General features: G+C 36.1%; 19 protein-coding genes and 2 tRNA genes. 10 read left to right on the top strand and 11 right to left on the bottom strand.

The window, feature by feature from the left end:
* Positions 1-615: 615 nt before the first annotated feature.
* The 5 genes from K350_RS0102990 to rpmH all read right to left on the bottom strand — a co-directional run bounded on the left by K350_RS0102990 (position 616) and on the right by rpmH (position 4,331).
* A complete protein-coding gene (locus K350_RS0102990; protein ID WP_028978648.1) occupies positions 616-1,137 on the bottom strand; it encodes a DUF2480 family protein in 522 nt (173 codons plus the stop codon).
* Between the two features lie 2 nt (positions 1,138-1,139).
* Positions 1,140-1,823 carry a tRNA (adenosine(37)-N6)-threonylcarbamoyltransferase complex dimerization subunit type 1 TsaB gene (gene tsaB / locus K350_RS0102995; RefSeq protein WP_028978649.1) on the bottom strand — a complete coding sequence of 228 codons (684 nt, stop codon included), beginning with the start codon at positions 1,821-1,823 and terminating at the stop codon, positions 1,140-1,142.
* Between the two features lie 220 nt (positions 1,824-2,043).
* A complete protein-coding gene (locus tag K350_RS0103000) occupies positions 2,044-3,699 on the bottom strand; it encodes a S41 family peptidase (protein WP_028978650.1) in 1,656 nt (551 codons plus the stop codon).
* Between the two features lie 33 nt (positions 3,700-3,732).
* On the bottom strand, positions 3,733-4,131 hold the full coding sequence (gene rnpA, locus K350_RS0103005; RefSeq protein ID WP_081670865.1) for a ribonuclease P protein component: 399 nt from the start codon (positions 4,129-4,131) through the stop codon (positions 3,733-3,735).
* 41 nt (positions 4,132-4,172) lie between these two features.
* A complete protein-coding gene (gene rpmH / locus K350_RS0103010; RefSeq protein ID WP_028978652.1) occupies positions 4,173-4,331 on the bottom strand; it encodes a 50S ribosomal protein L34 in 159 nt (52 codons plus the stop codon).
* A 174-nt stretch (positions 4,332-4,505) separates the two neighbouring features.
* Between rpmH and K350_RS0103015 the strand changes: the two genes are divergently transcribed.
* Complete coding sequence (locus K350_RS0103015) at positions 4,506-6,224, top strand: M61 family metallopeptidase (RefSeq protein WP_037573871.1); 1,719 nt, start codon at positions 4,506-4,508, stop codon at positions 6,222-6,224.
* A 167-nt stretch (positions 6,225-6,391) separates the two neighbouring features.
* Here K350_RS0103015 and K350_RS0103025 read toward each other — a convergent pair whose 3' ends face one another.
* The 3 genes from K350_RS0103025 to K350_RS0103035 form a co-directional block, all read right to left on the bottom strand.
* The gene (locus K350_RS0103025) at positions 6,392-7,801 is read right to left on the bottom strand and encodes a DUF4403 family protein (protein WP_028978654.1); all 1,410 of its coding nucleotides are present in this window, start codon (positions 7,799-7,801) and stop codon (positions 6,392-6,394) included.
* Between the two features lie 15 nt (positions 7,802-7,816).
* Complete coding sequence (locus tag K350_RS0103030) at positions 7,817-8,743, bottom strand: PfkB family carbohydrate kinase (RefSeq protein WP_028978655.1); 927 nt, start codon at positions 8,741-8,743, stop codon at positions 7,817-7,819.
* Positions 8,744-8,821: 78 nt separating this feature from the next.
* A complete protein-coding gene (locus K350_RS0103035) occupies positions 8,822-9,982 on the bottom strand; it encodes a hypothetical protein (RefSeq protein WP_028978656.1) in 1,161 nt (386 codons plus the stop codon).
* 223 nt (positions 9,983-10,205) lie between these two features.
* Here K350_RS0103035 and ilvA point away from each other — a divergent pair, with 223 nt between their 5' ends.
* Positions 10,206-11,456 (top strand): threonine ammonia-lyase IlvA, encoded by a 1,251-nt coding sequence (gene ilvA, locus K350_RS0103040; RefSeq protein ID WP_051312822.1) that lies wholly within the window; start codon positions 10,206-10,208, stop codon positions 11,454-11,456.
* A 116-nt stretch (positions 11,457-11,572) separates the two neighbouring features.
* Positions 11,573-12,217: a DUF547 domain-containing protein gene (locus K350_RS27130; RefSeq protein WP_162144122.1), complete on the top strand. Its 645-nt coding sequence runs from the start codon at positions 11,573-11,575 to the stop codon at positions 12,215-12,217.
* Between the two features lie 132 nt (positions 12,218-12,349).
* Here K350_RS27130 and K350_RS0103050 read toward each other — a convergent pair whose 3' ends face one another.
* Positions 12,350-14,905 carry an AsmA-like C-terminal region-containing protein gene (locus K350_RS0103050; protein WP_028978658.1) on the bottom strand — a complete coding sequence of 852 codons (2,556 nt, stop codon included), beginning with the start codon at positions 14,903-14,905 and terminating at the stop codon, positions 12,350-12,352.
* A 221-nt stretch (positions 14,906-15,126) separates the two neighbouring features.
* Between K350_RS0103050 and K350_RS0103055 the strand changes: the two genes are divergently transcribed.
* Positions 15,127-15,201, top strand: a tRNA-Val gene (locus tag K350_RS0103055).
* 119 nt (positions 15,202-15,320) lie between these two features.
* Positions 15,321-15,395: transfer RNA gene (locus tag K350_RS0103060), tRNA-Val, on the top strand.
* A gap of 148 nt (positions 15,396-15,543) precedes the next feature.
* Here K350_RS0103060 and K350_RS32810 read toward each other — a convergent pair.
* Together K350_RS32810 and K350_RS32815 are read right to left on the bottom strand one after the other, a co-directional pair.
* Positions 15,544-15,678, bottom strand: a complete 135-nt coding sequence (locus K350_RS32810) for a formylglycine-generating enzyme family protein (RefSeq protein ID WP_245598425.1) — start codon at positions 15,676-15,678, stop codon at positions 15,544-15,546.
* The gene (locus K350_RS32815; protein WP_245598427.1) at positions 15,679-15,801 is read right to left on the bottom strand and encodes an SUMF1/EgtB/PvdO family nonheme iron enzyme; all 123 of its coding nucleotides are present in this window, start codon (positions 15,799-15,801) and stop codon (positions 15,679-15,681) included. It abuts the gene before it with no gap.
* Between the two features lie 371 nt (positions 15,802-16,172).
* On the opposite strand from K350_RS32815, the gene K350_RS27135 reads away from it, so the two are divergent.
* The 5 genes from K350_RS27135 (at position 16,173) to K350_RS27145 (ending at position 21,111) form a co-directional block, all read left to right on the top strand.
* On the top strand, positions 16,173-17,819 hold the full coding sequence (locus K350_RS27135) for an arylsulfatase (protein WP_081670903.1): 1,647 nt from the start codon (positions 16,173-16,175) through the stop codon (positions 17,817-17,819).
* A 398-nt stretch (positions 17,820-18,217) separates the two neighbouring features.
* Positions 18,218-18,490: a DUF2490 domain-containing protein gene (locus K350_RS30710; protein WP_281169205.1), complete on the top strand. Its 273-nt coding sequence runs from the start codon at positions 18,218-18,220 to the stop codon at positions 18,488-18,490.
* A gap of 95 nt (positions 18,491-18,585) precedes the next feature.
* Positions 18,586-18,726: a DUF2490 domain-containing protein gene (locus K350_RS32245; protein WP_156026891.1), complete on the top strand. Its 141-nt coding sequence runs from the start codon at positions 18,586-18,588 to the stop codon at positions 18,724-18,726.
* A 158-nt stretch (positions 18,727-18,884) separates the two neighbouring features.
* Positions 18,885-20,027, top strand: a complete 1,143-nt coding sequence (locus tag K350_RS0103095) for a formylglycine-generating enzyme family protein (RefSeq protein ID WP_245598429.1) — start codon at positions 18,885-18,887, stop codon at positions 20,025-20,027.
* Between the two features lie 70 nt (positions 20,028-20,097).
* Positions 20,098-21,111, top strand: coding sequence for an HAD family hydrolase (locus K350_RS27145; protein WP_245598431.1), 1,014 nt, complete (start codon positions 20,098-20,100; stop codon positions 21,109-21,111).
* Positions 21,112-21,905 lie beyond the last annotated feature (794 nt).

Here is a 21,905-nt window from a genome sequence, read left to right on the forward strand (position 1 = left end):
TATTAGGCCTGCCGCTAGCGTTCATCCTGAGCCAGGATCAAACTCTCCATTGTAAAGTATTTTTCTCGTATCAGACCTACTAAACTCGTGAATGATACGGGCTATATTACTATAGCTTAATGTCTGTTTGACCGCGTGACTACTCTTTTTTAATTTCTCAAAAACAAATTGACTTTGTCCTCAAGCGGTTCGCTATTCATTTCAATATTCTCAAAGAACTTTTTATCTACTCACTCTCTTTTGAGTCTCGATATTCGTCGCTAATTTCTTCTCAATCAGCTTCACTAAACCACTTCACTTAAACCCTCTCTCATTTAGCGGGTGCAAAGGTAAGAAACTTATCAACTCGTGTCAAGAAATTTTAAAAATTTATTTTACAATTCTTAAAACTCTTTATCTATTTCCGAGTTATACTTCCTTCAGTAAAATTCTCAAAAGCCTACTGCTTTTTGATCAACTCCCCACTTCCTTTCAGAAGGGAGTGCAAAGGTATATGGTCAACATCTAATTTCCAAATATCCTCAAGAAAAAAGTTAACAAAAATACAACATTTCCGTATTATACTTTTCAACAAAATGATTATCAGTCCATATAACCCCGTAAACTTTTAACAAATCACTTTTTTGCCGCCTTATAAATCGGAACAGTGCTACAAGGTTCTCCATACATCAAACTTTGTACAAAAGGCCTAAGCATTCTTGTTAATTCTCCATATGCAAATAATGGAACAGGAAAATTACTGCACCCCTTGATAATAACTTTGGCATCTTTGTAAGTAGAGGCGTCAATATTCCGAAGAGCTGCCTGAAATAATGCCTGCTCTAGATGCTCCAAATTTCCAACCATTACATAATTGGCATAAGGTTCAATTTTTGAAATCAAAAGCATATATGCCCAGGATGGCACTATTGCATCTTCACTACAAATAATAGCAACATTTTTTCCGGTATAAACGGACCAATCGTTTTCCTTTACAAAAGCTCTAAACTCCTTTTCTCTCAGAATTAATCCTTGGTAAAGATTATCTTTAATATCACAAACTACTCGTTCTCCTTTATCATAATAATCTTCAAGGTTGAGTAAAACTAAATCGCTGTTTGCGACACGATTCACAATTTCATTTCCGCTATTCTCCATAATTAATTTTGAGTTGAACCAGTCGAAATAAAGTCTTTTAAATAAAAAGGCTCAAAATATGCTACATCTTCAAATAGCCCTTCTAGGTATTTTTCTTCTGCAATTATTCCTACATACTCCGCGGATGGATTTTCATTCTGCAGAAAAATCGCGTTACATCTTGCTGCAACCAATGGAGCAAATTTCCCAGCTCCATCGCCGAGAAAGATAATTTCACTAGAGTTTAAGAAGTTACTAAAAGAGAATTCATTAAGTATAACTGCAGAGACAGGAAAAATAGTTTCATTCTCCTTATTATATAATGCACAATAAACTTCCAACCTTCTGGCATCAATCATTGGACATATTAATGAATTCCTAAGATTATATTTATTGACCTTTCTTGCCATTGCTTCAAGAGTGTCAACAGCAATTAATGGCTTATCCAACCCATAACAAAGTCCCTTTGCTGTAGAAACACCAATTCTAAGACCGGTATAGGAACCTGGCCCCTTTGAAACTGCAATGGCATCAAGGTCTGACATTTTAAGATCCAACCCTTCCATCAAAAAAGAAATGGCCTGAGTAATTAATTTTGAATGAGACCTTTCGACGCGGAATTCATATACCGACAAAAGGTTTCCATCCTTATGTATTGCGACAGAACAAACTTTCGTCGATGTTTCTAGACTTAATATTAATGCCATTAATTAAAATAATTAGAACCTAAAACCCATAAGTAAAATGGGAAGAGATGACAAATATAATTAAATGCAATGGATGATGATAAATTGAATTTTTGAAAAGGAAATTTGAAACAGACTATTCGCAGCTGGCCTATATTCAAGATCCTCAGAATTAGCAAAAAAATATGACCGGACAAGAAATTGCCCGGTCATATTTATACTACATATTTGCCTAATTCAACTATTTGCCTTGCAGCAGTTTATTAAATTCAGTAGGATTATTGAAAATCTTAATAGCTGCAGTCACATCCTCATCATCATCGAATGACGCTTCTACTACCCCTTTCTGAAGGTAGAACCTTGACACGATTTCTTCTTCAAGGTACTCTTTGATTTCATCTTTAAATGTCATCAAATCCTTTTCTTTATTATGTGAAATCTGAGCTTTCAAGGACTCTACTTGAGGTTTGATTGCATCATAATATTTTTCTTTTTTAGAGAAATTCACAAGATCCTCAAGTGTATTTTCAACTTTAGTTGAGTAATCATACTCTTTATTAGCTAACCACTTTATAAAATCCTGATATTCTGCATCTGTCATTTCATACTCTTTCGCACCTTTTATCTTTTTGTGATCCAACACATAAGCTCCGGCATAATCAAACAAAAGACCTTTGCTAATAAGACTGGTAGTGATCGGAGCAATCGTTCTGTCTTCCACTTCAATATCAGGGCTTATTCCGCCTCCGTCATACACAGTTCTTCCATTTTTAGTTTTAAATGCTACTCTCAGAGAATCTGGAATTTTACCAACGCTGCCATCTTCATTTCTGTGACTATAATCAATAGCCTGAATACATCTTCCGCTTGGAGTATAATATTTAGCCGTTGTAATTTTCAACTGACTGTTATAAGTAAGGGGTCTTGTAGCTTGAACCAAACCTTTTCCGTAAGTTCTTTCACCAATCAAAACACCTCTATCATAATCCTGAATAACTCCTGATACAATTTCTGAAGCAGATGCGCTTCTGCTAGAAGTCAATACCACTAATGGCATTTCTGTATCTACAGGAGAATTTAAGGCATTATAAATTTTATTCCATTCAGAAATCTTGCCTTTGGTTCTTACAATCTCCTTATCTTTAGCAATAAACAGGTTACTAATATTAATTGCTTCGCTTAAAAGTCCACCTGGATTATCTCTTAAATCAAGAATAATATTTTTAGCTCCTTTTTCTTTTAGTTCAACAAGCGCTTTTTTAACCTCTTTTGAAGCATTGCTTGTGAAATCGGACAATTTAATATACCCAGTGTTATTATTAACCATGCCATAGTACGGCACATTGTCAATCTTAATTTTTTCTCTGGTAAGAACCACCTCAAATTTATCAGGAGTACCAAGCCTCTTTACCACCACTTTAACCTGAGTGTTAGACTGCCCCTTCAATAATTTACTGATATCAGAAGTAGCTTTACTAGTTACTTCAATACCATCAACCGAAACGATTTCATCTCCAACCATCAGACCAGCCTTGTGTGCTGGAAAACCTTCATAAGGCATTAGTATAATAGGTCTTTCATTCCTCTTACCAATCACTGCGCCAATTCCACCATACTGGCCAGTTGTCATTGTTCTGAAGTCCTCTATTTCATCTTCAGGAATGTAGTTCGTATATGGATCCAATGACTCAAGCATTGCATCAATACCCTTTTTCATCACCTGATTAGGATTAACCTCGTCGACATAATATGCATTTACTTCTTTAAAAAGAGAGGCAAAAATGTCTATGTTCTTTGCTATTTCGAAATATTTATCGTCCGGGCGATTAAAAGCTACAAGCGTTACGGAAGCAATGAGAACAATAAAAAAAGCAATTTTCTTTACGTTTTTCTTCATGATTTTAGCTAAGACTAAATAAAATGGTGGAGTTCAAGTAGACTTTAAACGATTGAGTATTAAAATTAGTTTTTTTTCTATCGTATCAAAGTCTAATTTATCTTTTCCGATATAAATTATCGCAAGATGTGATGGCATAACAATATCCGGAGTAGAAAAGATTCCCGATTTGTTCTTTCTATAAGCTTCTTTTATTCTTCTTTTTAAGAGATTTCTGTCTACTGCCCTTTTAAAACTTTTTTTGGGGACGCTAACCAGAATTTTAGGGGGAACACAATTATCCTTACTGTCTATGAGATAGACAATTTTAAAAGGATGTAAAAAATAAGAAGAACCTTTTTTAAAAAGTTCTTCTATCAACTTAATACTTTTAAGCCTTTCCTCTGAAGGCAATGTAGCCTTCAATATACGACCATTATGTTCCTCATTCATATAATGAAATGAAGGTAGTAAGACATAAAGGTCAATATTTATTAACCTTTATGTCTTTTTTCGTCAGAAACAGTCAATTTCTTTCTGCCTCTCGCTCTTCTGCTAGCAAGCACTCTTCTTCCGTTTGCAGTAGAGTTTCTTTCCATGAAACCGTGTTTGTTTCTTCTTTTTCTTACTGAAGGCTGAAACGTTCTTTTCATTTTGAATTACAATTAAAATTGGCCTGCAAAAATACAGATTGAATTCGTCATTACCAAATCACCTCGCGAAATTATTTAAAGTATCTTACTTTTTTAAATAAAACGAGAATTATTAGACCTCCAACCGACCTTAAACGTTAATTTAGCAACTTAAAAAAATACTATAATCCGTTGATGGAATATTTCATTTCTTATACTGAACCACACAAACACTTTATTACAGTAGAACTTCATTTGGAAGAAGTTAAATCAGATATTATTGATTTACAAATTCCCGCATGGAGGCCGGGTCGATATGAGCTACAGAATTACGCAAAGAACTTCCATCAAGTAAAAGCATATTCGAAAGGCCAAACTACAGCCCTTGAAGTAAGAAAAACAACCAGAAATAGCTGGGCAATAAAAACTAACGGAGAATCAGCTATTATTTTCTCGTTCCAGTATTACTGTGCTCAAATGGATGCTGGTGGATGCTGGCTAGATGAAGATCAACTTTACTTAAACTTTATCTGTTGCCTGCCTCATTTACCAGAAAAAATAAACTCCGCTTGTATAGTAAACTTAAATCTCCCATCCAATTACCAAATAGCATGCGGACTTAAAAAGAAAGGTTTCCAGCTTCTCGCAAAAGATTATTATGAACTGGTTGACAGTCCTATGATTGCGAGCGCCAATCTGAAACACAAGCAATACACAATTGAGTCTACCAATTTTCACATTTGGATTCAGGGAGAATGCCAACCTGACTGGCAGTTGGTACTTTCAGATTTTAAGAAATTTTCCGAAGAGCAAATCAATAGTATGGGCGATTTCCCCGAAAAGGATTATCATTTCTTATATCAAATACTACCTTATAAATATCACCACGGGGTAGAGCATAGGAACTCGACAATTATTTGCCTGGGTCCGGGAGAGCAGTTTAATTCCGAATCATTCTACAATGACTTTCTTAGTATCAGTTCTCACGAGTTATACCACGCCTGGAACATTATAAAAATAAGGCCAGCAGAAATGCTCCCTTATGATTTCACAAGAGAAAATTATTTTAATTCCGGCTTCATTGCGGAAGGTGTTACCACATATTATGGAGATTATTTTCTTGTCCGCTCAAAAGCATATAGTGTCCAGCAATATTTTCTGGAAATAAATCTTTTATTTAAAAGGCATTTTGAAAATTTTGGAGATGCTAATATGTCGGTTGCTGATTCTTCCTTTGATTTATGGGTAGACGGATATGTTTCAGGAATTCCTAATAGAAAAGTTTCCATTTATGTAAAAGGTGCAATGATTGCATTGCTTTTAGACCTTTTTATAAGAAAAGAAACTAATAATAAAAAGAGTCTTGATGATGTGATGAAACAGATGTGGAAGCTTCACGGCAAGAAATCTTTAGGGTATACAACAGACGACTTTCAGAAAATCGCAGAAAATATTTCAGATAAAAAGCTCAAGAATTTTTTCAACGATTTTATATTCGGCACAAAACCGTTAACTGATGCCCTCAAAAAATCATTAACCTATGTCGGATGCCAACTTCAGGTACAGGATGCAAAGCATGAATTTGAGAAGGTTTTCGGGTTCCGAACAAGTACAAAAGAAGGTAGAACATTTGTAGAAATTTTAGAACCAGACTCTCCTGGGGATAAAGTTTTGGCAAGAGAAGATGAGATCATTGCCATTGATGGGACCAATGTCAGCGGAAATCTTAATGATTTATTAAGAGGCAAAAAAACTTCCGAATTGGTTATTCAACGTTTTGGAAAAATCAAACAGGTAACTTTAAATGCAACCGGGACAAAAACTTATTTTAAGCAATACAAAATCGCTAAAAATGAAGATGCTTCAGAGCAGGAGAAAAACAACTTTAAAAAATGGCTGAAGCATGAATTTTAATCGGGATTAATCAATAAATAAATGTTATTTAACCACTTAAAGCTTGATTTTGCAATGGTAATTGCTAATCTGGTAATAAATCCCAATTGTCAAATTAGCCATAATAAGCAAAATTCCTTCTCAGTAAAACCGGAAGGAATTTTGCTTTTATAGTAACTATCATTCTGCTAAAAATCCAACCCCTGGATATCTGCATTAATGACGCCTGTGAATAACATTACGGCTTTCAAAGATTGCTCTGTTAAATAAACATCTTTAGGCAGGACATCCTGAATCTCTCCATTAATTTCCAGATCAGGATGAACCTTATTATGAGTTAAAAATTTTTGAATTTCTTTTTTACTTTCTATTAGATCTTTTTCAAAGCTATATGAAAAGTATGGCTGAATCTTTTTCACAAATAGCTGATGAGAAAGCCAATTTGCCGATTTTAGCAATTTATTTCTGGTATCTATGTCGAAATCAAGAGACTTTACAGAAATAACTTTATTGGCGATATCAAGACTGGGTAATCCTGAAAGATAAATCGTCCCTTTAAGACTTCCGGAAATATCTACCTTCACGACTAACCTCATTTCGCTTCCGTACAGGTCTACATTTTCTATTTTAATTTTTTTCTTTCCCTCGTCAAATTCATATACCTGCCCCACCAGTCTTTTTCGTGCCAGCTCCGTTGCTTTATCGAAAGGGACCTCTGCATTAATAAGGAGTTTAAATTTACCATCATAGTTTTTCTCTTCCCTTTTATTGGGAAGACTAGACAAGGTAAATTGAGGTTTATGGCCTAAAAAGGTTTCTACTGCAGCTTTCATTCCAATAGCTGTGCGGATGATTCCCCCTCTGCCTTCAATGGGAGTCAGGAAAAGATCTTTTGGAGCTATTCTTACCCAGACTTCCGGATCTGTTGAAACAGCCATTGGTTTATGCAACTCTTCCCATGCGCTGAGTACATATTTTCTCACATCCAGATTCTTCTTTGCAAGGTCATCAATCAATACTGCAAGCTTGTTAAGCTGTCCTTTGACAATTTTATCAGCAATAAAAGTAAGTGGAATATCAAGGCCGATAAATTTCAGATCAGGTTCTTTTATCCACTGATGTTCTACAGCACTTGTTTTGGGGGCAAAATTCCAGAATGGATCCAGAGCAAAAAGCGTTTTGAATTTTAGTTTTATGGCGAAATCTGTTTCTCCGGATTCATTAAACGTGATCCCAAATTTATTAAAACCATATCCGGCTTTCAGCCATACCTTTACTGGAACTGTATATAAAATATAAGGACCATCTACTTCAATTTTAATATTCTCATACTTCCACACTTTTACAAGGAGATTGTCGTCAGCATAATCTTTATCTTCAAAGACCAGTCCGTTAATCTCCTTGTTAACTTTTGCTTCCAGGTCTTTAACTTTTAATTCGACAGGCAAAACAAGTTCGGAAACCTCTGGTGGTATTACAACTTTCTCATATGATTCAGTTGGAGCTGTGGTTTTGATTGTTTTACAAGAAAATAGAAAAATCAGTATTCCCAGATACAATGGGAATACTGTTCTACAAAAAGATTTATTAAATAACATTTAAATGAAATAATTCTATGACTCAAATGGGATTTCGAACTGTACAAGTTCCACGAAATCCTGAATTCTTTCTTCCAGTTCTCTTTCAGAAAGATTTACAATTCTTTCTACACCGAATTTTTCCACACAGAAAGATGCAAGGCCTGAGCCATATATAATTGCTCTTTTCATATTATCGAAAGAGATATCATCAGTACTTGCTATGTAACCGATAAATCCTCCTGCAAATGTATCACCTGCACCAGTTGGATCAAAGACTTCTTCTAGTGGCAATGCAGGTGCGAAGAAAACTTGCTCCTTATTAAAGAGTAAAGCACCATGCTCGCCCTTTTTAATGACAAGGACTTTAGGCCCCATAGCCATAATTTTTTTAGCTGCTTTTACAAGAGAATATTCCTTTGAAAGTTGTCTTGCCTCTTCATCATTAATAGAAAGTACATCCACAAGACTTAGTGTTTCTTTCAAATCATCGAGTGCGATGTCCATCCAAAAGTTCATTGTGTCCATTACAATAAGCTTTGGACGTTTTTTCAAACGTTTGATTAAAGTGCTTTGAACTTTTGGAGAAAGGTTGCCAAGCATCAAGTATTCGCAATCCTGATAGGATTCCGGAACGATAGGATCAAAGTCACCCAGCACATTCAGCTCGGTTACCAGAGTATCTCTGGAGTTCATATCATTATGATATTTACCAGACCAGAAGAAAGTTTTTTCACTCTCTTTAATTTGTAAACCCTGGGTATTGATTCCGTGATTCTGAAGCATCTTGATATCAGACTTAGGAAAATCGCCGCCAACAACAGCAATAAGATTTACATTTTTAGTAAAATATGAAGAAGCAATTGAGATATAGGTAGCTGCTCCACCTACGATTTTATCCGTTTTACCAAATGGTGTCTCGATAGCATCAAATGCAACCGAACCTACAACTAATAGACTCATTTCTTTAAGTTAAGATTTTTAAAAAGTTTAATTACTGGTAACCAAATATCGACCAATCAATTACAATTAGCAAATTATCTATTCAATAATAGGCGCTGGCCTGAATTCCTTGGTTGGGTCGAAGATATATCTGTATGTAATATGTGTCTTTAAGATTTTACTTCCAACAGATTCACATATCTTCATCATCTTAGGATTGAAGCTACCAATCCAGTTCATTTCAAAATCAGTATATCTTCCTGAAGGCTGAATGACTTTTGCTGCAGCCATTACAATTGCGCCCTCAAGCCCCCTTCCCTGAAATTCCGGAACTACACCGAACACCACCCCGAACATTTTCTTGCAAGCGCCTGTATATTTGTAATAGAGAAATTTCAATTTACCCAGCAGATCCATTTTGCCATTGACATGTTTGAAAATCTGATTAACCTCAGGAATCATAATGAAGAAAGCTACCGGTTCATTATCATAGTATGCAAACCAGACAAGATCTTCATCCATGACAGGTTTCATCTTATTCATCTGAGCCAAGGCCAAGGCCTTAGAAGTTTCTCTTACACCAGTATGCTTTACCCATGCTTTATTATAGATGATTCTGAAGTCCTCGGCATATTTTTCAAGCTGCTTCTTTTTAATTCGCTCAAATCTATATTTAGGATCTCTGTTTATCCTGTCAGCTTTTTCAGCGTAGAGTTCCGGAAGTGGAGAATCTACAGAACGATGGTAAGTATATTGTTCAAAATATGTCTTCCAACCATAAGCTTCAAAAAGATTTTTGTAGTAAGGAAAATGGTAAGGCATTCCGTAATTGGGTTCTACAAAACCATCCACTAATAATCCCCACCAGTTAAGTCTTTCTCCAAAATTTATAGGACCATCCATGGCTTCCATTCCTCTCTCCTCTAGCCATTTCTTGCAAGTATCAAACAAAGTGAATGCGGCCTTTTCATTGTTTATACATTCAAAAAAGCCCATGCCGCCTGTAACGTAGTCAGTAGCCTTGGCTGTCTTGTTATTAATAAATGCAGCAACCCTTCCCATTGTATTATTATGTTCATCCTTTAAAAGCCAGCGAATGGCTTCTCCATGACGGAAAAATTTATTCACCTCAGGGTCAAAAATTCCCTCAATGTCTTTGTCCAACGGACGGATCCAGTTTTTATCTTCTTTATATAGCCGGACTGGGAACATCAGGAACTCTTTCCTGGTTTGACTATCAGCAACTTCAACAATCTTCATTTTAGAGAAAACTTATTTAGACTCAAATCTACAATAAATTGGTGTTTTTATATCACAATTAAACATGCCAATGAAAGATGCGCCAATTGTGGACTTTTTCAGCAAATGCACAGATAAACTCTATTAAAGTGATGAAAATTTGTAGAAGAGGTGCATAAACGCTCCTTTTTTTCTGAATAAATACCAGAAAAACCATAATTTTACTTTTCTAATACCTACTACAATGAGTGATCTGATCGAACTTAAAGAGATAGAAAGCGCCTATAAAAGGCTGCAGGGAGTGGTAACACACACATCCCTAACCCGGAACAATAACCTTTCGGAAGAATACCAGGCTAATATTTACTTAAAGAGAGAAGATTTACAAATTGTAAGGTCTTATAAATTAAGAGGTGCCTACAACCTAATTAGTAGCCTGAGTCCTGATCAACTTAAGAAGGGTGTAATTTGTGCCAGTGCAGGCAACCACGCACAGGGAGTTGCATATTCCTGCAATCTCTTGAAGATTCAGGGCAAAATATTTATGCCTACGACTACTCCTAAACAAAAGGTAAGTCAGGTAAAACTATTCGGAAGAGAATTTGTGGAAGTTATCCTTACCGGAGACACTTTTGATGATGCCTACTTTGAATCGATGAAATATTGTAAAGACCACGGAATGGTATTCATCCATCCATTTGAAGACCGAAAGGTAATTGAAGGACAGGGCACCGTGGCAATGGAGATCATGGAAGATATTGACACAAAGATAGATTATGTCTTTGTTCCGATAGGCGGTGGCGGACTTTCAGCCGGAGTTTCATCCTACATAAAAAGTAAAAGTCCTGACACGAAAATAATAGGTGCCGAGCCACTTGGCGCACCCTCAATGTCAGAGTCAATCAAGCAAGGCAAAGTTGTAACACTTCAGCAAATAGACAAATTTGTTGATGGCGCCGCAGTGAAGCGAGTTGGAGAACTTAACTTTAATATCTGTAAGAAGCTATTAGATGATGTGGTAGTGATTCCGGAAGGAAAAGTATGTTCATTTATAATTAAGCTATATAATGAAGAAGCTATAGTTGCTGAGCCAGCTGGTGCGCTAAGCATATCTGCACTTGATTACTATCGTGAACAAATAAAGGGAAAGACTGTTGTTTGTATTGTTAGTGGCAGCAATAATGACATTGCCAGGATGGGCGAAATCAAAGAAAGGTCTCTGCTTTACGAAGGCCTAAAACACTATTTTATAGTAACATTTCCGCAACGCGCAGGAGCTTTAAGAGAATTTTTGGATGAAGTGCTAGGCCCTAATGACGATATCACAAGGTTTGAATACACCAAGAAGAATATAAAGGAAGAAGGCCCTGCCTTTGTAGGCATTGAACTCAAACACAGAGAAGATTATACTCAATTGATTGAGAGGATGAATAAGAAGAATATCAGTTATATAGAATTAAACAAAGATCCTAATCTATTTAACTACTTCTTATAAAAGTTATCCGGAATATTCCGGAAACATATTTAATAGGATTATCAGCGATGAAGATAAAGGCTTTACTTATATTAATGTTCTTTACTTTTCAAGGCCTGCGGGCTGAAAAGCTGTCTATGTTTTTCAGCAAAAGCGATAAATTATTTTCAAAATATGTAGAGAAGGGAAAAGTAAATTATCAAAAGCTCAGTCAGAATGACAAATCTCTGATTGAGCTTAGCAATCTTATTGCAAAGGCCGACCTCTCTTCTTCGGACACAACAGAAAAAAAGGCCTTTTATATTAATGCATACAATATCCTTGTTATTAAAGAAATCGCAGATAATTATCCAATTGAATCTCCACAGGATATTGATGATTTCTTTACCACCAAATTTACTGTTGCAGGAGAGAACCTGTCACTAGCTGAAATTGAAAAGAAAAAAATTTTCAGTCAATACAATGACATCAGACTGGTTTTTGTGATTTCATCAGGAATGATCGGCTCTGCTCCAATACTAAATGAGGCATTTACTCCTAAAAATCTGGAGAACCAACTGACTGAGCAAGCCAAACTTGTTTCCAATGACAACAATTACATACGGGTTAAAAAGAATTCAAACCTGATATTACTTGCAGATATCTTTAAAAGATCAGGAGCTAAGTTTAAAGATAAGGACATAGTAAAATATGTTAATGTCTACCGAGATGAAGACCTTCCAGAATCTTATAGTTTTGATTTTTATCCGGGAAACAGAAAACTCAACGACATTGAATATTAATAAAAAAGTCCTTCACAAAATGCGAAGGACTTTTTTTATCAAAGCTTCCAAACGACCTCACTCTAAATCCCTGTTCTGAAGGTTTAGTTACCTCATTACACAAGGTGAATCCTATATTTCATTATACCTGCATTAATCACCAAAATCAAAAAACTTAGGCCCATCATCTTTAGGTTGATTTTCCTCTAAAGGCTCCGGAGCATCCTCTGATATATTCTCTCTTCTTTTTGGTTTGAATATATCCAAGAACTCCCTTTTCTCTTTCTTTATGTCCTCTTTAATCTTGTTCTTAGTCCTTTTAGTATCGTAAGCAATCTTATAGTTATCTGTTGTTCCTTTTACAGTGAGGAATACAACTGACTGCCCTCTCTTGTCATCTTCAATCGCGCCAAATGCTTCATCTTTATCTTTATGCTTTCTTTTGAAGTTTTTCAAAGGCACTGTTAATCTGTAGTCCATTACATGATCAAATGTATGTGTACCAGAAACTGAAATAGTGGAAACGTTTGTAACTATCGTCATTTCTGGAATCGTGATGAGCCTGTTCTCGATGTAGATGGTATTTTTCAATTCAGAGAATCTCACATGCTCCAGCTCTTTTTCTTCAATGAAGCGTGAAAGACTTTGCATAGGTTCAAAATTATTAAGTTCGCCATTCAGGATTTTCACATCGACTTTAGCTACAACGCTTTTATCATCTATAGAAAACTTCTCGTTCATGCTCATGAACAAATCAACATTACCAGTGATTTCACCTTTCAGATTTTTATTTATAATAAATTTCTGATCAAAGTTATCACACATGTAAAAGATACTATCGACCTGAATTCCGTCTAGTACTGTTTCTGAAGTAAGTTCAATATTTGAAGGGCTTGCAAAATTAAGGTTTCCATTTACTACTAGCTTTCCTCCGGCCAATCTGCAGGAAGCTCTTTCCAACGAAATCCAAGGATCTTTCATAGTATAGATACCTTTGACTTTTTTAGCATGGAATTTCTTATAGCTAAACTTCTCTATTTCACAGTTAAGATGGACTTCATATTTTTTGAAGAAAGGAAAGACCTTTTCTTCTTTTTCCTCTCCTTCGTCTTGGGTATTATCAGAAGATTTTTTAGACTCCTTTCCGCCTGCGCTTAAGAGCTCTTCAACATCCAGATAACTTGATACAAAATCGGCATCCACAAATAGCTTTCTCTTTTTATTAAACATCCTTGCCAAGACATTCTTAAATAATCCATTGATAGCAAAATCGCTCCGTCCTATATTTCCTTTAAAGTCATTTACTGCAATATCATTGTTATTGAACAGAAAATCGCCACTGATATTCGAAAGCCTGTATGGCAGATTGTCTATCAGCACATTAATTTTACTGGCAATGATTTGTCCACCTGCATTAAACTGATCAGGATTTTTTCTTAACTCTTCAGAACTGCCTGTAAAGTTGATATCAAAATCCAAATTACCTGTAGCTTCTTTTACTTTCTCTACCGGATAAAAAGAAAATATGGACTCTAATGACAAGGAGCCTTCGGCCTTGAAGCGAATAAAAGGATTTTCAAAATTCTCAAGAAGGAAATCGCCTTTTACAGGTTTATTATTCAGAGTAAAACTGATGTCTGACAGCTTCAGAAAGGAAGTCTTTGCATGATGCTTATTTCCATTAGAAAAATATCCTACAAGGTTTACTTTTTCCAGACGGCCTTTATAATCAGGGTGAAAAATGGATGCATTACTTATCCCAAATTCCACTACTATCAATGGACTTTTAGTTTCGCTGATTTCACCTTTTACTGTTGATTTGAAAAAGATATTTCCTGAACTGGCATATGAAGAAAAATTTTCAGCGATCTTTTTCGGCATCAGGCTTACAAGCGTCTGTATTTGTCCCTGTTTACCTTTAAATTCAAAATCAATGAATTTTTTATCTTTATAGGAGAAAGAACCCGTAAGATCGAATTCCGATTTTTCAACCTTGAGATTAGAAGGGAGTACAATAAACTGATCTCTTTCATTGTCCAGAATTAATTCGCTCAGGATTTCAAGATTTTTTTCTTTGAAATAATCATGACCTGCCGCACGTATTTTATGAGATACTAATTTGCCATCCAGCCCAATGTTATATTTCTTTTGCTCCAGCTTTATTTTAGCAGCTAAATCTTTTGCCAGCAAATAATACCCTTGATTCTTAATTTCATTTACAAAAGACAGTTCAACATTATTGAGCTTTATCTTTTTCAGATTAAATCCAACTTCCTCTGACGCAGAAGACGTATCACTTTTAAATATTTCGTAATTGGCCCTTCCCTGAGCATCTGTGCGGATGGCAATTTTTCCATCTTCAATATAAAGCTGACTGATCACATATCTCTTCTGGAGCAAATCCCAAGGATCGAAAGCAAGAAAGATTTCGCCGGCTTCGGCAAGCTTCAATTCACTCCCTTCTATACTTTCTGCTATTTTAACCTTTTTAAATTCAAGAGTAATCTGAGGAAATTTTTGAAAAATTGAGACATTGACATCAGGATCTACATCAACTTTTGCCGTTAAATAAGTATTTAACTCTTTAATAGTAAGAGCTATAATTTCTTTTTTATAAAAAGCCACAATCCCGGCTACGATTCCAACCAGTAGCAGCAAAACTAGTGCAATGGCGAGCACTACCTTCCCGATTATTCTGAGTACTTTCAATTCAATTATTTGAGACTACAAATCAAAAATTTTTTTTGCGTATTTCTACGAGTATTTCCATTTTTTAGAACTGTTGAAGAAAAATATTTAATTTTTTTTGACAACCGTTTTGCTTTTATGGAAAAACCATTTAGCTTTGCACTCGCAATTCGGGAATAGGAAAAGAGATAGCAAAGAAGTTGCTTTTTCAACCCAGAAAACGAACGAATTCTAGACTTATTGGGAGCTTAGCTCAGCTGGTTCAGAGCACCTGCCTTACAAGCAGGGGGTCACTGGTTCGAACCCAGTAGCTCCCACATACTTTTAAAGTATAAAGCCTCTTCAAATGATGAGGCTTTTTTTATCTCCCAATCAGGGAAAACGAAAGCAAAGTTGTTACTTTCAAAATATCTAAAACAAAAATTCAAAATATTTTGGGAGCTTAGCTCAGCTGGTTCAGAGCACCTGCCTTACAAGCAGGGGGTCACTGGTTCGAACCCAGTAGCTCCCACATTTTCAAAAAGCCTTTAAATTTTAAATTTGAAGGCTTTTTTGTTGATTAAAGTTGGGTTGATTTGTCATTAGGGTGTGAATTCAGAGCCCCAGACATATCTGGTATTATTCTTACTGCCTCCCCTTGCAGCAAACTCCATTCTGCTTCACGTAAGCATTTGCATCTGGGTATGAAATATGAACAACGGGGTGATTCCACCTTCCTTCCAGATTGCTGTTATATATCCTGTGACTTCAACAAACTCCTTGAATTGTAAATTGGTTACTTCTGTTTCATCCATTCAGAATCCATCAACTTTTACAGCATGAGCAGGTCTTTCTGTTGTGTAAGATTTAGGATAATTGGTTCCCACCATTATGAAATCTCCCCCCTGAATCCAAACCATTCCTTTGGGGCATCTCACCACTGCAACGTTTGAAATAATTTCCTCCTTTACCCATCAATATGTTCCTCCTTTTTTCAAGTTCGCAGAAGATATAGGTGTAAGTATGAGAAAAAAAATATAAACAGGATAAAATAATCTCTTTTTTATAAAACTACATATCTACGAGTATTAAATGTTCATTATCATAACCACGTAATTATTGCCCGAGTAGCAAAAGCAAATCTTAATTGCATAACTTCTTTATGTGTTATAGGTTCTCAGGAAATAAAACATTTCGAATTCTTTGAAATTATGTTATAACATAAAATTCAAACCATAACAAACACAAAATTTAAATTAACATGAAAACTCATCTTTCTTTTTGCTGGCTTAAAAGAAAAAGCCTACTAATGAATTGTGCTTTTTTACTCTTTTGTTTTGGTTCAGGATATTCGGTATTTGCACAAAAGGATAAGCAAAAGCCGAATATAGTAGTGATTATGTGTGATGATCTTGGCTGGGGCGACTTTGGCTACATTTCTGGAGGTGGTGCCGCACTGGGACATCCAACACCTAATGTAGATCGATTAGCTAAAGAAGGGACTCATTTTACCAGTTGGTATGGGCAATCAAGCTGTACCGCAGGGCGAAGTTCATTTATTACGGGACGAATTCCAATTCGTACTGCACTTTCAGTTGTGGTAGCTCCAGCCGATAAAAACGGTTTAAAAGCGGAGACGCCAACAATTGCAGAGTTTTTCCAAAAAAATGGCTATAGTACTTATTTTTCTGGAAAATGGCATTTAGGCGACAAACCTGAGATGTACCCAATAGCTCATGGTTTTGATGAGATGAAACAATTTGCAGCCTATTATCCAGGGGTTTATTCTTATAATAATACTTCAAATGATATGCATCCTTGGTTTCCTTCTTATAATCCCGAATTTAATAAAACTTACAATGAGACAGTTAATTTGTATGAATGGGAAGGCGTTGCAGGAAAACCTGCCAACAAAGTGGCTTTAATCACTTATGATTATTTACAAGAGTTTGACATACGTCAGGCTACCAGTGCGGTAGATTACATCAATCAACACGCTAAAGATGGCAAACCTTTTTTTATGGATGTTAATTTCATGAAATTACATAATCCTAATCACCCTGCGAAAGCATTTGTTGGAAAATCACATTTAGGTAATTATTCAGATGCAGTAATGGAATTAGACCATAATATAGGTCGTATAATGGATGCCATCAGAAAAGTAGCACCTAATACAATAGTTGTTTTTACAGCTGATAATGGCGCTTGGCAAGATGCTTGGCCAGATGCGGGTGTAACACCTTTCCGTGGAGAAAAAGGGAGTGCTTTTGAAGGAGCTTTCAGAGTCCCTGGTATTATGTGGTCACCAGGTACTATTCCTGCTGGAGTACAATTGAATGAAATGATGTCACACATGGATGTTTGGCCTACATTGGCAAAAATAGTAGGATTAACTCCTCCTCCGACTGGTGAATGGAAGGATGATAATGGAAAACCCATTTACTTTGATGGAGTGGACAATAGTGAATATGTAACCGGAAAATCAAAACACTCCGCAAGAAATTCATTTATTTATATTGATGGGGAAAATTTTGGAGGTGCACGTGCTGATATTGGCGGTGATCCAAACAATCCGGAACTTAGAATTGCCTGGAAGTATTTATGGACTTCTAAAGATTCTTGGTTAGGATCAACTCAAGATTTAGGAGGAATAGGTTCCGCTTACAACTTGACTTTGGATCCTTATGAAAAATACGATATGACATTTAATGGAGCTGCGTCTATGAGAAACGTATCCACTTCTCCAGGTAAATATGCTGGTCAGGATAATGGTTGGGTTTTGGCATTGATCGAGCCCGTTGTTGTAGCTTTTGATAAATCTATCATGAAATATCCAAGTATCAAACGTATTCCTGGCGGTGCATCTTCTGATATTAGACCAAATCTACAAAGTCCTGAAAGTCCAGTTCCTGCATTGGATCCAAATCCACCTGCAATGAGAGTTGGAGGTAACTAAAAGTTATTGATCAAGAAGTTTAAAAACTAACGTTAAGCAGCAATGTATGACGTTAGTTTTTTATTAACTCACACGAATGAAATTCATAATTTTCTTTCAAAATATTGAAAAAATACAACCAATCTGAATTTAGAGGGTGGTTCTCAAACCAAGCCCCTAGCTCTCGCCACGAGAGCATGTGACATAATATAAGGACCTTTAAATTTTCCCTTTATCACGTTTTCTAACAACATAATTGTAATCGGGTTCAATGGTTTGGAGTGATTAAAATGCCAATCCAAAATATCCCTTTCCAATGAAAGTAGAACTTGTATTTTCATTTTTATGCTTTTTTATATTTAAAGCGAATGCACAGAACAGAATTAAAGAGTATAATAATATAGGCTAGTATTCTTATTTTGGCGATCACCTTTAATAAAAAATTTGGCTTGCATACAGAATACCAATGGAGAAGAATGCATTTTATCACTACCTGGCAACAATTCCTTGCAAGGGCAAGCCTCACCTATAATATTACCAATCGACTTTCTGCTGCATTAGGATATGTTTTTGTAGAGACTTATCCATATGGTGATCACCCATCTACTAAAGAACCTTATCCTGAAAACAGGATCTATGGAGATCTGAAGTTAAAAATTCATATTGGAAATTTGAATTTGAAAATCGAATAAGACTAAAACAAAGATTCGTTACTCAGTTTACTGATAGCACCCATCATAAAATTATCGGATGGGATTATAAAAAAAGGTCAGATATCAGTTGAAATTTGACTTTGCATTTAAAGGAACATACAGTAGATGCAAATGAATCATATCTGAATGCTTATGATGAAATTTTTATACGCTTTGGTGATAATACAGGAAAGAACTTCTTTGATCAAAATAGGCTATTCATCGGAGAGGGCTAAGAGAATGCCCTCCAAAAAGTTGATTTTTGTTTATTCATAAAATGGAGGACTTATGCATTAATTTAGGTAAAATGTTTAATGTTTTTCTTTCGAAAACATTTGGCCTATAAAAATGTTGGATCAATAAACGCCCGTTTTTTTTTAGATAAATCCTATATATGATGTTCCTATACTGGAGAAATGTTTTTATAAAAAGAGGATACTATTCACCTTATAATCTTTTATTAATTCTTCTATTTTTTCACGCATGCAAGCCCGAAAGATCAGATACCGAAATGATTGAATCAACTTTTGATCTCTCACAAAAAAAATCCTGTTGTGAAAAAAAGGCATCTCGATTTGATACTACTAATAGCGACAGTACTAAAGGCATGATATGGGTTCCTGGGGGAGAGTTTACCATGGGAACCAATGATCCACAATCATATGCAACAGAAAGGCCGGCACACAAAGTAAAAGTAGACGGATTCTGGATAGATGAAACAGAAGTTACTAATTTACAATTTAAAGAATTCGTAGATGCCACAGGTTATATAACTGTGGCAGAGAAAAAGCCGGTATGGGAAGAGTTGCAAAAACAATTGCCCCCGGGTACGCCTAAACCAAGCGATGATAAACTAGTGGCAGCATCATTGGTATTCAGCCCTCCAAGTTATAGTATCTCAACATCAGATTATTCACAGTGGTGGAAATGGTTACCTGGCGCCAATTGGAAGCACCCGGAGGGGCCTGAGAGTAATTTAGAAGGGCGGTGGGATCATCCTGTTGTACATATTGCATTTGAAGATGCCAATGCTTATGCAAAATGGGCGGGCAAGCGATTACCTACCGAAGCTGAGTGGGAGTTTGCTGCAAGAGGAGGAAATAATAATAACGCCAGATATGCATGGGGAGCAGTGCTAAGGCCTAATGGTATTTTTATGGCAAATACTTTTCAAGGGAAATTCCCTCATAATAACACCAAAGAAGATGGCTTCTCTTCAACTGCGCCTGTAAAAAGCTTTTGTCCTAATCAATTGGGGGTGTATGATATGATAGGCAATGTTTGGGAACTTACATCCAACTGGTTTGATCTTTATGAATATAAGAATATAGATCAAAACCTTGTACTTATAAACCCTAAAGGTCCTTCAAAGTCAAATGATCCTGAAGAACCATACTCTATTAAACTCGTCACTAAAGGTGGGTCATTTCTGTGTGCAGAGAACTTTTGTATCAATTACAGGCCAAGCGCGAGGCAAGGGACAGCATATGATTCAGGAGCTTCCCATGTAGGTTTTCGTTGTGTGAAAAGTGAGTGATAAATATATAAACGTATTCTTTACTAGTAAAATATCATCAATGATCAATAGGAATTTAATTTTGCAAATTGTGCTCATCAGCTCGTTACTGATCGGATGTAATAATGATGCAAAAGAAGAGGGAACAGCACAAGACTCCACACCTCCTGCTACTGCGCAGCAACCAATTAATGCATCTGATCCACTCCCTTCATGGGCAGATGGCAAAATAAAAGATTCAATTATAAACTTCGTTAAGCTAGTAACCAAAGAAGGACCGTCTTTTGTAAAAGAGGAAGATCGTATTACCGTATTTGATAATGATGGTACGCTATGGGTAGAGCAACCAATGTATTCTCAGGTAGTGTTTGCAATAAATAAGGTTGCACTCGACCACCCTGAATGGAAAAATAAAGAACCATTCAAATCTCTTCTGGCGGGCAATATGGAAGTTCTGGATAAAGGGGGAGAATTGGCAGTTATGGAATTAATCATGGACACACATGCGGGAATGAACACTGAAGAGTTTGAACAAGAAGTGCTTGCCTGGGTCGCTAAGGCAAAGCATCCACGTTTTAATAAGCCATATACCGAGTGTGTTTATCAGCCTATGCTTGAATTAATGACTTATTTAAGAGCAAATGGATTTAAAACCTTTATAGCATCAGGTGGGGGAATAGAGTTTATGCGTCCCTGGACTCAGCGAGTATATGGTGTTTCACCGGAACAGGTAATTGGGAGCAGCATCAAGGCTAAGTACCAAGTAAAAGATGGAAAGCCAGAACTTTTCCGTCAACGCAAAATAGATTTCATTGATGATAAGGCGGGCAAGCCAGAAGGAATTCACTCACATATAGGAAAGAGACCAATTGCAGCTTTCGGTAATTCTGATGGAGATTTTCAAATGCTCGAATGGACTACAAAAGGAAAGGGACCTACATTGGGTCTGATAGTGCATCATGATGATGCAGAACGGGAATGGGCGTATGACCGTAAGTCGCCCGTTGGTAAATTAGATCAGGCACTAGATGCAGCTCCAAAGAATGGTTGGTTAGTTGTAAGCATGAAAGAAAATTGGAAGAAAATATTTTCCTGGGATAAATAAAATTAAATTTTATAGGAAAGTGGTGGTGCTTAGGAAATTTTGTAATAATCTACCAATTAGCAAAGTGACACTATTCTGTCCTAAGTATACTAAAGATTTGAATCTAAGAGGAAAATTTTAACAATAACAGGTACACTCTGTGTAGCACTGTGTAATTCATTATTTTCTCACTAACTGCACTGAGAATTAACATAGCAAACATATATAGTACAAAGTAGGGTTAATTACCGCAGGTAAAATAGAATCTTTGTCATATGCCTTATTGGCAGCAAATCCTGAGGATAAAAGTTCGATAATTTCCTAATTGGCCCCACACAAACAAAAGACAACTTCACAAGAGTTGTCTTTTTTGTTTTAGATAACTTTAAGAATCGATTTTGAAGTGCTGATTCTGCCCCTCCCGACTTAAAGTCGGGGGGCACTGGTTCGAACCTAGTAGCTCCCACACATATAAAAAGAGATGTAGTAAAAACTGCATCTCTTTTTGCTTTTAGCTCAATTGGCTTAGAACATCCTGACATAAAAGTCGGGAGAATCACTGGTTCGGACCCAGTAACTCCCACAAGATTATCAAACAGTTAACTTCATCAGACGATGAGGTTTTCTTGTTTTTGCCCTTTTGAGTTCTTTAGATACGTGTAAAAAAACACGCACATCTTTCACAACTAACTCCAAATCAATAATTCACTGACTGTATCGGACGTTTCGGCTATTAACGGATCAAAGGGAGATGAAAATTCAGAAGCAAAAAAGGTTTTGTATAGCAACAGGAATGTGAAGATGCTTAGTAATAC

Source organism: Sporocytophaga myxococcoides DSM 11118 (assembly GCF_000426725.1).
Classification (GTDB): Bacteria; Bacteroidota; Bacteroidia; order Cytophagales; family Cytophagaceae; genus Sporocytophaga; species Sporocytophaga myxococcoides.

Bases quoted from the DNA above. Each gene is read 5' to 3' on its own strand.
- K350_RS0102990 (WP_028978648.1), bottom strand. From the start codon at position 1,137: ATGGAGAATAGCGGAAATGAAATTGTGAATCGTGTCGCAAACAGCGAT.
- tsaB (WP_028978649.1), bottom strand. From the start codon at position 1,823: ATGGCATTAATATTAAGTCTAGAAACATCGACGAAAGTTTGTTCTGTC.
- K350_RS0103000 (WP_028978650.1), bottom strand. From the start codon at position 3,699: ATGAAGAAAAACGTAAAGAAAATTGCTTTTTTTATTGTTCTCATTGCT.
- rnpA (WP_081670865.1), bottom strand. From the start codon at position 4,131: ATGAATGAGGAACATAATGGTCGTATATTGAAGGCTACATTGCCTTCA.
- rpmH (WP_028978652.1), bottom strand. From the start codon at position 4,331: ATGAAAAGAACGTTTCAGCCTTCAGTAAGAAAAAGAAGAAACAAACAC.
- K350_RS0103015 (WP_037573871.1), top strand. From the start codon at position 4,506: ATGGAATATTTCATTTCTTATACTGAACCACACAAACACTTTATTACA.
- K350_RS0103025 (WP_028978654.1), bottom strand. From the start codon at position 7,801: ATGTTATTTAATAAATCTTTTTGTAGAACAGTATTCCCATTGTATCTG.
- K350_RS0103030 (WP_028978655.1), bottom strand. From the start codon at position 8,743: ATGAGTCTATTAGTTGTAGGTTCGGTTGCATTTGATGCTATCGAGACA.
- K350_RS0103035 (WP_028978656.1), bottom strand. From the start codon at position 9,982: ATGAAGATTGTTGAAGTTGCTGATAGTCAAACCAGGAAAGAGTTCCTG.
- ilvA (WP_051312822.1), top strand. From the start codon at position 10,206: ATGAGTGATCTGATCGAACTTAAAGAGATAGAAAGCGCCTATAAAAGG.
- K350_RS27130 (WP_162144122.1), top strand. From the start codon at position 11,573: ATGTTTTTCAGCAAAAGCGATAAATTATTTTCAAAATATGTAGAGAAG.
- K350_RS32810 (WP_245598425.1), bottom strand. From the start codon at position 15,678: ATGGATGAAACAGAAGTAACCAATTTACAATTCAAGGAGTTTGTTGAA.
- K350_RS27135 (WP_081670903.1), top strand. From the start codon at position 16,173: ATGAATTGTGCTTTTTTACTCTTTTGTTTTGGTTCAGGATATTCGGTA.
- K350_RS0103095 (WP_245598429.1), top strand. From the start codon at position 18,885: ATGATGTTCCTATACTGGAGAAATGTTTTTATAAAAAGAGGATACTAT.